An 11,615-nucleotide genomic window follows, 5' to 3' on the forward strand; every position below is an offset into this window, starting at 1 on the left:
GGAGACCTCTGATGTTCAATACCGATCTACTGACCGGCGGCGAGTCGCATGCCGCCACCAACGAAGCCGTGTTCGAGCGGCGCAATCCCGCCACCGGCGACGTCGCCACGCGCGCGGCCGCCGCGCAGCTGGCCGACGTCGACCGCGCCATCGATGCCGCCCAGCGGGCGTTTCCGGCGTGGGCGGCGATGCTGCCTGGCGCGCGCCGCGCGCTGCTGCAAAAAGCGGCCGACGTAATGGAGAGCCACCGCGCTGACTTCGTCGCGCGCGGCGTCGCCGAAGCCGGCGGCGCGCCGGTCTGGTATCAGTTCAACGTGACGCTGGCGGCCAACATGCTGCGCGAAGCGGCATCGATGACGACCCAGATCAGCGGCGAAGTCATTCCCTCCGATCTGCCAGGATCGCTGGCGATGGGCGTGCGCCAGCCATGCGGCGTGGTGGTCGGCATCGCGCCGTGGAATGCGCCGGTCATCCTCGGCACGCGCGCGCTGGCCATGCCGCTCGCCTGCGGCAATACCGTCATCCTGAAAGCGTCGGAAATCTGCCCGGCGCTGCACCGCCTGATCGGCGCCGTGTTCGACGAAGCCGGTTTCCCGCCGGGCGTGGTCAACGTCATCACCAACGCGCCGCAGGACGCGGCCGCCGTCGTCGAGCGCCTGATCGCGCATCCGGCCGTGCGCCGCGTGAACTTCACCGGCTCGACCCAGGTCGGCCGCATCATCGCCCAGCAATGCGCGCTGCACCTGAAACCCGTGCTGCTCGAATTGGGCGGCAAGAACCCTGTCGTGGTGCTCGACGACGCCGACCTCGACGCCGCCGTCGAAGCGGCCGCCTTCAGCGCGTTTTTCAACCAGGGCCAGATCTGCATGTCGGCCGACCGCATCCTGGTCGACCGCAAGATCGCGCCGGCCTTCCTCGAAAAATTCGCCGCCAAGACCGCCACCTTGCGCGCCGCCGCGGCCGATGCGCCGCTGGCCGGCATGGTCGACCCGGCGGCGGCAAATCGCGTCGCCGCGCTGGTCAACGATGCGAGCGAGCGCGGCGCCACGGTGATGCAGTCCGGCGCCGGCGTGGTCGGCAACATCATGCAGCCGGCGATCGTCGACGGCGTCACGCCCGACATGGCGATCTACCAGCAGGAGTCGTTCGGGCCGATCGTGTCGATCTTGCGCTTCGACACCGACGAGGAAGCGATCCGCCTGGCCAACGACAGCGAATACGGCCTGTCGTCGGCGGTGTTCAGCCGCGACATCGGCCGCGCGATGGCGGTGGCGCAGCGCATCGAGTCGGGCATCTGCCACATCAACGGCCCGACCGTGCACGATGAAGCGCAGATGCCGTTTGGCGGTGTAAAAGGCAGTGGCTACGGCCGCTTCGGCGGCAAGGCGGCGATCGCCGAATTCACCGACCTGCGCTGGATCACGATCCAGACCACGCCGCGCCACTACCCGATCTGACGGAGCGTACGATGAACCAACCCGTCAAGCGCCGGCCCGTCAGGCTCGGCGAGCCGGAGATCGCCGCCTGGCGGGCCGACGGCGTCTGGCATGTCGATGCCGTCACGCCGCTGGGCGACTTTCCGGCGCGCTTCACCGACCGCCTGGTGCAGCGCGCCTCGGCGCATCCGGAGCGCACGCTGGTGGCACGTCGCGGCGCCGACGGCGAATGGATACGCCTGTCGTATGCCGACGTGCTGTCGCGCGCGCGCCGCATAGGCCAGGCGCTGCTCGATCGCGGCCTGTCGGCCGAGCGGCCGCTGGTGATCTTGTCTGGCAACGACCTGCAGCACTTCCAGCTGGCGCTCGGCGCGATGTACGCCGGGGTGCCGTACGCGCCGCTGTCGCCGGCCTATTCGCTGGTGGCGACCGACTACGGCAAGCTGACAGAACTGATCGCCCAGCTCACGCCGGGCGCGGTGTACGCCACCGATGGCGCCGCCTTTGGGCGCGCACTGGCGGCCGTACTGCCGCCTGATGCCGAACTCATTCTCGACGACGGCGACTTTGAAGGCCGCCAGGCCACGCGCTTTGCCAGCCTGCTCGGCGCCAGCGCGGGCAGCGTCGACCAGGCCAATGCCGACATCAAGTCCGACACCATCGCCAAGTTCCTGTTCACTTCCGGCTCGACCAAAAAGCCGAAGACCGTGATTACAACGCACGGCATGTTGTGCAGTAACCAGCAGATGCTGCTGCAGACGTTCCCGTTCATGGCCGACGAAGCGCCGGTGCTGCTCGACTGGCTGCCATGGAACCACACTTTCGGCGGCAGCCACAATGTCGGCATCGTGCTCTATAACGGCGGCACGCTGTACCTCGACGACGGCAAGCCGATGCCGCGCGACTTCCCCGTCACGCTGCGCAACCTGACCGAGATCGCGCCGACCATCTACTTCAATATCCCGAAAGGCTGGGAGATGCTGACCGAAGCGCTGGAACGCGATGCGGCGCTGCGCGAGACGTTCTTCTCGCGCGTGAAGCTGTTCTTCTGCGCCGGCGCCGGCCTTTCGCAGGCGGCGTGGGACCGGCTCGACGCCATCGCCGTGGCCCATTGCGGCGAATCGATCCGCATCATGACCGGGCTTGGCATGACCGAGACGTCGCCGTCCTGCACCTTCGGCACCGGCGCCATCGTCAAGGCAGGCTACGTCGGCGTGCCGGCGCCTGGCTGCAAGGTCAAGCTGGTGCCGGTCGGCGCCAAGATGGAAGCGCGCTTTCACGGCCCGCATGTGACGCCCGGCTACTGGCGCGCGCCGGGCCTGACCGCGGAAGCGTTCGACGCCGACGGCTTCTACTGCACCGGCGACGCGCTGCGCTTCGCCGACGACCAGCATCCGGAGCTCGGCTTCATGTTCGACGGCCGCATCGCCGAAGACTTCAAGCTCAGCACCGGAACGTTCGTCAGCGTCGGGCCGCTGCGCGCGCGCGTCATCAGCCAGGGGGCGCCGTACGTGATGGAGGCGGTGGTCACCGGCATCAACCGCGACGCCATCGGCCTGCTGATTTTTCTGCGGCCGGAAAACTGCCACGCGTTGTCAGGCCTGCCGATCGGCGCAAGCGCTTCCGACGTGCTGGCAAGCGCGCCGGTGCGCACGTTTTTCCAGCAGCTGGTCGACGGCCTCAATGCCGACGCCAGCGGATCGGCTACCCGCATCGACCGCCTGTTGCTGCTGGCGGAGCCACCGTCGATCGACCAGCGCGAGCTGACCGACAAGGGCTCGGTCAACCAGGCGGCCGTGCTGACACGGCGTGCTGCGGTGGTCGAATCGATGTACGAAGCACCCGAAGCGCAGACGATATTTGCAGCAAAGCTGGCATGACCAGCATAACTATAAAAGGAGACGATATGAAAATGAAGACCCTAGCCTGCGTCGTGCTGGCTGCCCTGCCGTTTGCCAGCAACCTGGCGCTCGCCCAGGACACGATCAGGATCGGCGTCATCGCCGCGTTGACCGGTCCCTTTGCCAATACCGGCAAGCCGTTCGAAGACGGCATCAAGACCTTCCTGCAGCAAAACGGCGACAAGGTGGCCGGCAAGAAGATCGAGATCATCTACCGCGACGACGGCGGCACCAACGCCGAACTGTCGAAGCGCGCCGCGCAGGAGCTGATCTCACGCGACAAGGTCAGCTTCCTGGTCGGCTTTTCGCTGACGCCGAGCGCGCTGGCGGTGGCGCCGATCGCTACCCAGGCCAAGATGCCGATGATCGTCATGAACGCGGTCACCACCGGCATTACGTCGAAGTCGCCGTACATGCTGCGCACCGGGATGACGATGCAGCAGATGACCGAGCCGTTCGGCACCTGGACCGCAAAAAACAAGGTCGGCAAGGTCTACACGCTGGTCAGCGACTACAGCACCGGCATCGACGCCGAGGCGCGCTTTACCAAGGGCTTTACCGCCGGCGGAGGAAAGATCGTCGGCTCGTCGCGCGTGCCGCTGGCAAATCCCGACTACTCGCCATTCATCCAGCGCGTCAAGGATGAAAAGCCGGACGCGCTGTTCTTCTTCGCCCCCGGCGCCGAAGACGGCATCGGCGTCCTTAAGGCGTTCAGCGACAAGGGGCTCGACAAGACGGGCGTCAAGTTCCTCGGCGTCGGCGACATGACAAGCGACTCCCCTACCCTCGAGTCGCTGGGCGAGCGGGCGCTTGGCGCCATCACGGTGCTGAACTACTCGACCGCGCTCGACAACGAAGCGAACAAGACCTTCCTGAAGGCCTACGCCGCCGCCAATCCGAACCGTCCGCCGGCGACCTTCGTCACCGTCGCCGCGTACGACACGATGGGAATGATCTACGAAACGATCCGCAAGCTCAATGGCAACGTCACAGGCGACGCGGCGATGCAGGTGCTGTCGAACATGAAGTGGGAGAGCCCGCGCGGCCCGATCAGCATCGACCCGGCCAGCCGCGACATCGTGCAGAACATGTACATCCGCGAAGTCAAGAAGGTCAACGGCAAGCTGATTAACCAGCCGGTCGGCGTCCTCAAGGACGTCATGCCGAACTGATCCTGGTGCAGGTCTGTTGCCGCCAGCTCCAGCGCAGGCGCGCTCATGTTGGCGGCAACGTTCGAATCGCCGCTGTACGGCACGGTCAGGGTGCGTGAGCCGGAGATCAGGCCGCCGGTGCTGAACAACACCCCGCCGCCGTTTATCACGGTGATCGCATCGGGAATGTCGCGCATGTCGTAAGTGAGCGTGCAGCGGCCGCTATCGGGCCCAAGGTTATAGGCGTACGAGAAGGTGCCGTTGCCACCCGACTCGCTCTTGACTTCGTTGCCAGCACCTACGCCGACCGCCTCGAGTGGCTCGCCCCGTACGGCGCCACCGCGCTGTTCGTCGCCGGGGACACGGGCGAATTCTTTTCGCTCACGCCGGACGATTACACCCAGGTCGTCAAGGTCGCCGTGGAAACGTGTCGCGGCAAGGTGCCTATCCTGGCCGGCGCCGGCGGGCCGACCCGCACCGCCATCAAGTACGCGCAGGAAGCCGAGCGCCTCGGCGCCCACGGCATCCTGCTGATGCCGCACTACCTGACCGAAGCGAGCCAGGACGGCCTGGTCGAGCATGTCCGCTCGACCTGTGGCGCGTGCGCGACGGCGAACTGTCGCAAGGGTGACGTTGCAGATGGCCGGCGCCTTGTTCGGCGCCGGCCTTCTGAGCTCTTTCATTGCAGGGGACCAGGGACCTTGCAGTCCAACCTGATGCCAGCAGTTCTTTCCCGATATATCGATTCATGACGCCATGCCCGACCAGCAGAACTGGGCCGTCGTTAGCTGCCACGATAAGCTTCTGAGCGGCCGCTTTGGCCCGGATTCGAGTAATTTTATGAGACGCGGCATTGCGCGAGTAACCGCAAAGCCATAACAATCGAAAAAAAACTGCCCATGCTTTGGGTGGCAAGTATGGCGCTGGCCAAAGTGCATGAGGAAGTTGCGCTTCCGAGAAGACCGCATCGTTCATCAAGACCGGGTGGCCAAGCGCCTAGGCAGATGATTCCGCGCGTTTTAGTGTACTCGTAGCGATGAGTTTTTCCGATGCCGCAACGGTAAAGCATTCATGTGGTATCGAGTCAGTTTCGACGTCAGAATTATCGTAATGTTCAATCCATTGTTTCATGCCATGTGGAGTAACCCATCCGTCTTTTGGCAGATGAGGTTTACCGTGACGCATCAACGTAATTTGCATGATCGCGCGCCCCTGTGGCAAGCCTGTTTCAGAGCCGGTTCAGCCGGGCCGGCAGTTCGCGCAGCATGGCGTCGCGGGCGCGCGGGCCACCCATGGCCGACTCCTGTTTTGCATCGAGCACCAGGCGTGCAAATACCACCGTGCGGCCGCCTTTCTTGACCCAACCCACATACCAACCGTACTGGCGGGTTGCGTCATCGCTACCGTCGGGCAGCAGCGCCGGCGCGGTGCCGGTCTTGCCGAGCAGTTCCCAGCCATTGACCAGTGCTTGCCTCGGCATGATGCGCTCAGTCATGGCATACGCCTTGGCCGACAGCGGCAGGTCGCGGTTTGCCACCTTGCGCAGGAAGCTCACTTGCTCGATCGGTGAGATGCGCAGGCTCGAGCTGATCCAGGATTGCGCCAGGCCGTTATCCTCGCCGGGATCACCGCGCAGGTCCAGGTTGCCGTAGCCGAAACGTTGTACATACTGCTGGAAGCGCGCAGCGCCCAGTCCGGCCGTCACTTGCTGTGCGTACCAGACGACCGAGTTTTGCAGCCAGCTGCTGGGATCGGTATCGGCGCGCCACGATGCAACATAGCCGGGGTAGCCGGCCTTGAACGGCAGCACAGGCGCGTGCTCGCCTTGCAGGATGCCGCTGTCGAAGCCCATCAAGGCGACTGGAATATTGAAAGTGGAAGCGGGGGTGACACGCTCATCGCAGTGGCCTTCGCGGGACAATAGCGCGCCGCTGGCCGCGTCGAGCAGAATGGTGCAGCTGAACGGCGCCTGCGAGGCGGCCGGGGCGATGCGCCATGCCAGCGCGGGCTGGAAGACGAGGCTGGCCGCAAACACGCACGCCAGGGCGCCGATGGCGGCGACGCGGGCCACGCTCGCGCGGTGGCCGCGCGCCGGCGACGGCTCGCGCATCAGCGTGATGCGCGCGGCCAGGGTGCCGGGGAAGGCCCCGCCGAAGGCTAGCGCCGTATTCGGCGTGGCGTGCTGCAGGCGTAGTTGCGCCACCAGCGCCGCCGCGTACGCTTTGCGCTGCGCCGGCGGACGGCCGCGCAACACGTCGCGATCGCAGCCAAGTTCCTGGGTCCACGACAGGCTGCTGCGCAGCAGTCGCATGAAAGGGTTGAACCAGAGCAGCGTTTGCAGCACGACGGCCAGACTCATCCATTGCAAGTCGCGCCGGCGCCAATGCGTCAGCTCGTGCTCGACGATCAGCTGCCGCTGCGTGGGATCGAAGCTGCGCAGGTGCCGCGGCAGCAGCAGGCGCGGTGCGAGAACGCCGAACAGCATGGGCGAAATCGGCGCGTCCACTTCGACGACGATGGGCGAACGCGCCGGATGCGCCGGCGACGGCAGGCGGTGGCCAGCCGCTGCCAGGCCGTTCAGCATGCGGCGCGCTTGCAGCAGCCGGAACACGGCGTAGCCGAGCCCTAGCAGGTAAGCCAGCAGCCAGGCGCGCGCGGCGAACGTCACCCATGAGCCGGAATAAGCGCCGGGCGTGGCGCCGGCTGCAACGGCGCGTATCGCGAGCGCGACAGGGCCTGGCGGCGCGGCGGGACCGGTCTGCGCCATGTCGGGCAGCTCGATGGGCGGCACCAGGCGCAGGCGCTCGCTGTGCGGCAGCAAAATCACCAGGAAAGCGGCTACCACGGTGGCCTGGCCGAGCAGCCAGGTGGAGCGCTGCAGTGCAACCCCCGGCAAGCGGCGCAGCAGCGCCGTCACCCCCCATACGCCCAGGCCGACGGCCAGGCATCCCCCGCTGGCCAGCAAAAAACGCAGGGGAAGTTGGTCCAGCAACTGGGCAAACTCGTTCATGCCGCGTCGTTGTCGACCGGCCAGTCGTGAAGCAGCTGTTCCAGCTGCGCCAGTTCGGCATCGTCAATGAGCTTGCTGCCGGTGAACATAATGACCGGCAGCGGCGTGTCGATTTCCATCACGCGCTTGCCGAAGTCGTGTGCGAACGCGGCCAGGGTGCCAACCTTTTCCAGCGCGGCCTCGTACACCTGCACGCCGTGTCGCGTCTGCTGGTTGACAGAGCCTTTGTCGAGCATGCGTTCGAGCGTCTTGCGGGTGGACGAATACGACCAGCCGAGTTCGGGTTCGACCTGGTCGTGGATTTCGCGCGCGCTCAAGGGACACTGTTTCCACAGCGCCTTAAGGATGGAGAGTTCGGAAATGGAGGGGATAGCCATGCACAGATTGTGCAGGCTTTTGCGACCTATGTCACCAAGAATAAAACAATTGACATTAATGCGACACATGTCGCACAATCGACAGCGTTGTCGCACTCCGCGGCACTAAAAAGGAAACCTATGACTTTGCGTTCTATCGCCATCGCGGTACTGGCCGGCATGGCAGCGCTGGCAGTTACTCCCACTGTCCACGCCGCCGAAATCTGCACGGCGATTGCCGATGCGGCCACCGGCAAAGTCCTGTTTGCGCGCGGCGACTGCCAGCGGCAGGTGACGCCAGCGTCCACCTTCAAGATCCCCCTCAGCCTGATGGGTTACGACGCCGGCTTCCTGAAGGACGCGCAAGCGCCCGAGCTGCCGTTTCGCGCCGGTGATGTCGATTGGCGCCCCAGCTGGCGCAGCGCGACCGCACCGGCCAAGTGGATGAGCGAGTCGGTGGTGTGGTATTCCCAGCAACTCACGCTATCGCTGGGCAAGGCGCGCTTTGCCGCCTACACCGCGCGCTTTCAGTACGGGAACGGTGACTTGGCCGGTGACGCCGGGCATGACGGCTTGACCGCGTCCTGGCTCGAATCGTCGCTGCGCATTTCGCCGCTGGGGCAGCTAAGTTTCCTCGGCAAGCTGGTCAATCGCCAGTTGGGCGTCAGCGAGCACGCCTACACCATGACGGCGCAGCTGACGCAGTCCGGTCAGTCGCCGGAAGGCTGGCGCATCAACGGCAAGACCGGCATGGGCTCGGGCTACGGCTGGTATGTAGGCTGGGCGTCCAGGGGTGTGGGCAGCGCCGCGCGCACCTATGTATTTGCGCGCCTGATCGAAAAAGAAAAAACCCAGGCGCCGGGTGGTTCGACCGCCGTGCTCGCGCGCGATGGCCTGATCGGCGAATTTCCCGCCCTGGTCAACGCCATCGAGTTGGAACGGGCGATTGTCCCCCTGATGCAGAAGAACGCGATTCCCGGCATGGCGGTGGCGCTGAGCCTGAACGGCAAGCATTATTTCTACGATGCCGGCGTGGCGTCGAAGGAGACCGGGCAAGCTGTCGGCAGCGACACCCTGTTCGAGCTAGGTTCGCTCAGCAAGACGTTTACGGCAACCTTGGCGACCTATGCGCAAGCGCAAGGCAAACTTGCCTTGACGGACCCGGTCAGCCGCCATGTACCGGCGCTGCGCGGCAGCAGCTTCGACAAGATCAGCCTGATGCACCTGGGCACCAACACCGCCGGCGATTTTCCAATGCAGGTGCCGAAGGAAATCAAGAGCTACGATCAACTGACGGCGTACTACAAGCACTGGAAGAGCAGCCATGCGGCGGGCACCCACCGCACGTATTCCAATCCCGGCATAGGCCTGCTGTCGCTCGCCACAGCCGGCAGCCTCGGCGTGCCCTACGTGGACGCTGTGGAGAAAACGCTGTTTCCCGCGCTGGGCCTGGCACACAGTTTCATCCGGGTGCCGGCCGGGCAGGTGGCGCAATACGCGCAAGGCTACGATGACAAGGGCGCGCCCGTGCGCATGAATCAAAACGTGCTGGCCGATGAGGCTTATGGCGTGAAGAGCACCACGCGCGACATGATCCATTTTCTGGACGCCAACATGGGCCTGGTGCAGCTCGATGCCACACTGGCGCGCGCCGTCGCGCACACGCATACGGCCTACTTCAAGGCCGGCGCGCTGACGCAGGCGCTCGTGTGGGAGCAGTACCCCGGCCAGGCGGGGCTGGAGCAGCTGCTGGCCGGCACGGACCGCAAAATGTCTTGGGAATCCCAGCCGGCCAGCATCGTCGACCCATCCGCGCCAGCGCAAGCGGACGTGTGGCTGCACAAGACCGGAGCTACCGGCGGCTTCAGTTCCTATGCGCTGTTCAACCCGGCGCGCGGAATCGCCATCGTGATGCTGTCCAATCGCGTCGTGCCATCGGATGAGCGCATCAGCACCGCATGGCGACTGCTCAACCAGCTGGCGCCTGCCGCGCCCTGACCTGCCGACAATTCAAGCGAATAGCTAGAGCGGGCCGACGCGCACGGGAACGGTGGGCTCGTCGGTTCCGTACAGGTGACTTGCGGCGCCCTGGCGGCCGAGTCGACCCGAAGCGGCCCTGGCTTTAGGCCCTCCTTACTTCCGCGATGATGGCTGCAAGCTGCTTGAGATCGGCTGGCTTGACAAGGTGATGATCAAAATCCCGCGGCTTTGGTTTGCTCGCGATCCTGCTCTTGACCGTAGCCAGTGACTGCAACAAGCAAAGCGCTGGCTGTTTCCGGCAGCGCACGTAGCCTCTTGGCCAGCTCGATGCCATCCATCTCCGGCAAACCGATATCGAGTATGCAAACTTGTGGAGCGCCTTGCTTGGCTCGTTCCAGTGCTTTGCGAGACGAATTCTCAACCATCACGTGATGGCCTGATGCTTCAAGCAGCATGGCGAGCATCGACGCTGCATCGTGGTTGTCGTCTACCCCCGGCCACCGTGTAATTCGGTCACGCTCTTGACGAGGGCCAGGCCCAGGCCCAGTCCACCTGACGATCGATCGGGCGTCGCCGCTTCGATACACCTCTTTGAACTTCTCGTGCACGGGTGAACTCAGCAGTTCCGGGTACACCTCGACAAAAGGCTTGTTCACCATCTGCTCGGCCGGCCGTCCACTTACCGCCGCGTACACGGAATTGACCAAATGGCAATCGAGGTTTTGTCCCAGCATGACAGCTGCACCTACCGGCGCATCGAGCAGCCTGTCGCGTTCCGCTTCCACCATGCGACGACGTGCTTGGTTCTCGATGCGCTGTTGGGCAGTGGCGACCAGCAGGCTGAACTGTTCACGGAAAACACGGTAGTCGTCATCCAGCGCGACGTGGGTACTGGGCAGGAAGTCGACGGCAAGATCGATATCGATCCCGACCTCACGCGCGTTGACGCGCACATGGAATGTCATGACAGCCGATACGGCAGGCGCATGAAGCTTCACGCTATGCAAATCCGTCGGATTGAACGCTGGCGCGCGCTCTGCGGCCACTGTCAACTGATGCGAATAGGCGTCAAGGAGTAGGTCCAGTAAGCTTCCTCAAACCTGCCGTTGCGTTCGATATTGAAGGCAAAATCATTGTAGCTCTCGGATATACCGGTAATAAAAACGCGGTCGGCAAGCGGCTCGATCGTCGCCCATCCCTGCTTCCAGGTCTCTGCAGCAGGCAGACCAAGGGCGAGACTGCCCCCTCTCCCATCGACCCGAGAGGCGTACGCATCATTGTAAATTTGAATTCGGTCCCGTCCCCACCATATGACCATTGGCTCGACGGAATCTAACATCAGGTCAACGATCACGCGCAGCCTGGCAGGCCACGCCGCAAGCGGACCGATCTTGGTCCCCCAGTCATGACGGCTAATCAACTCGCGCATGTTCAAGCCGCTATCATCACAAGCAGTAGCGTCATTAACCTCCGACGGCGGCTCTGGTGTTGGAAAGGATGGGAGCGTTGCGGTAAATGTCTCGGGCGCGAATACGACATTGTACCGATCAATGCCTCAGAGGCCCGGTAGCTAATCGCATCCTTGCCATCGGACAGCTTGCCGCCCACAGCTGCCGGCTTCAGATTGGTGAACAGATAGTAGTTGTTCTCGGACAGTACATCGGACTGGTAGCGTACGTCCAGGCCGCCGGCGACCTCCGACCAGGTCACTTTGCACGACGTTGCCGGCGGCATCGATGTTGTAGCTTGCTCATGGCAGGTGTATTCAAGAGCGGCGCGCA

Annotated in this window: 8 protein-coding genes and 3 pseudogenes; 7 read left to right on the forward strand and 4 right to left on the reverse strand. The window is 64.3% G+C overall.

All coding sequences use genetic code 11. The annotated features are described in order from the left end of the window. Window positions 1-11: 11 nt before the first annotated feature. The 5 genes and pseudogenes from ACP7DD_RS06900 to ACP7DD_RS06920 all read left to right on the forward strand — a co-directional run. Window positions 12-1,457, forward strand: a complete 1,446-nt coding sequence (locus tag ACP7DD_RS06900) for an aldehyde dehydrogenase (RefSeq protein ID WP_426173973.1) — start codon at window positions 12-14, stop codon at window positions 1,455-1,457. A gap of 11 nt (window positions 1,458-1,468) precedes the next feature. Then, on the forward strand, window positions 1,469-3,316 hold the full coding sequence (locus ACP7DD_RS06905; protein WP_426173974.1) for a feruloyl-CoA synthase: 1,848 nt from the start codon (window positions 1,469-1,471) through the stop codon (window positions 3,314-3,316). A 26-nt stretch (window positions 3,317-3,342) separates the two neighbouring features. Further along, complete coding sequence (locus ACP7DD_RS06910) at window positions 3,343-4,509, forward strand: ABC transporter substrate-binding protein (RefSeq protein WP_426173975.1); 1,167 nt, start codon at window positions 3,343-3,345, stop codon at window positions 4,507-4,509. A gap of 45 nt (window positions 4,510-4,554) precedes the next feature. Beyond that, window positions 4,555-4,692, forward strand: a complete 138-nt coding sequence (locus ACP7DD_RS06915; RefSeq protein WP_426173976.1) for a hypothetical protein — start codon at window positions 4,555-4,557, stop codon at window positions 4,690-4,692. Window positions 4,693-4,769: 77 nt separating this feature from the next. Then, window positions 4,770-5,090 (forward strand): annotated as a pseudogene (locus ACP7DD_RS06920) (dihydrodipicolinate synthase family protein); the annotation flags it as partial. A 626-nt stretch (window positions 5,091-5,716) separates the two neighbouring features. Here the strand turns inward: ACP7DD_RS06920 and blaOXA are convergent. Together blaOXA and ACP7DD_RS06930 are read right to left on the reverse strand one after the other, a co-directional pair. Then, a complete protein-coding gene (gene blaOXA, locus ACP7DD_RS06925) occupies window positions 5,717-7,498 on the reverse strand; it encodes a class D beta-lactamase (protein ID WP_426173977.1) in 1,782 nt (593 codons plus the stop codon). Continuing rightward, window positions 7,495-7,875 carry a BlaI/MecI/CopY family transcriptional regulator gene (locus tag ACP7DD_RS06930; RefSeq protein WP_426173978.1) on the reverse strand — a complete coding sequence of 127 codons (381 nt, stop codon included), beginning with the start codon at window positions 7,873-7,875 and terminating at the stop codon, window positions 7,495-7,497. Before ACP7DD_RS06930 ends, blaOXA begins: the two co-directional genes overlap by 4 nt. Before the next feature lie 159 nt (window positions 7,876-8,034). On the opposite strand from ACP7DD_RS06930, the pseudogene ACP7DD_RS06935 reads away from it, so the two are divergent. Both ACP7DD_RS06935 and ampC read left to right on the forward strand, forming a co-directional pair. Next, window positions 8,035-8,781, forward strand: a pseudogene (locus ACP7DD_RS06935) (penicillin-binding transpeptidase domain-containing protein); the annotation flags it as partial. Between the two features lie 18 nt (window positions 8,782-8,799). Continuing rightward, window positions 8,800-9,852 (forward strand): annotated as a pseudogene (ampC, locus tag ACP7DD_RS06940) (class C beta-lactamase); the annotation flags it as partial. A gap of 194 nt (window positions 9,853-10,046) precedes the next feature. Here ampC and ACP7DD_RS06945 read toward each other — a convergent pair. Both ACP7DD_RS06945 and ACP7DD_RS06950 read right to left on the reverse strand, forming a co-directional pair. Further along, window positions 10,047-10,880 (reverse strand): response regulator, encoded by an 834-nt coding sequence (locus ACP7DD_RS06945; RefSeq protein ID WP_426173979.1) that lies wholly within the window; start codon window positions 10,878-10,880, stop codon window positions 10,047-10,049. Window positions 10,881-10,882: 2 nt separating this feature from the next. After that, window positions 10,883-11,269, reverse strand: a complete 387-nt coding sequence (locus tag ACP7DD_RS06950) for a hypothetical protein (protein ID WP_426173980.1) — start codon at window positions 11,267-11,269, stop codon at window positions 10,883-10,885. Window positions 11,270-11,615 lie beyond the last annotated feature (346 nt).

Source organism: Massilia sp. TWR1-2-2 (assembly GCF_049897565.1).
Lineage (GTDB): Bacteria > Pseudomonadota > Gammaproteobacteria > Burkholderiales > Burkholderiaceae_D > JAFCUW01.

Excerpts from the sequence above, each read along its gene's own strand:
- blaOXA (WP_426173977.1), bottom strand. The coding sequence starts at position 7,498 with ATGAACGAGTTTGCCCAGTTGCTGGACCAACTTCCCCTGCGTTTTTTG.
- ACP7DD_RS06905 (WP_426173974.1), top strand. The coding sequence starts at position 1,469 with ATGAACCAACCCGTCAAGCGCCGGCCCGTCAGGCTCGGCGAGCCGGAG.
- ACP7DD_RS06930 (WP_426173978.1), bottom strand. The coding sequence starts at position 7,875 with ATGGCTATCCCCTCCATTTCCGAACTCTCCATCCTTAAGGCGCTGTGG.
- ACP7DD_RS06910 (WP_426173975.1), top strand. The coding sequence starts at position 3,343 with ATGAAAATGAAGACCCTAGCCTGCGTCGTGCTGGCTGCCCTGCCGTTT.
- ACP7DD_RS06915 (WP_426173976.1), top strand. The coding sequence starts at position 4,555 with ATGTTGGCGGCAACGTTCGAATCGCCGCTGTACGGCACGGTCAGGGTG.
- ACP7DD_RS06900 (WP_426173973.1), top strand. The coding sequence starts at position 12 with ATGTTCAATACCGATCTACTGACCGGCGGCGAGTCGCATGCCGCCACC.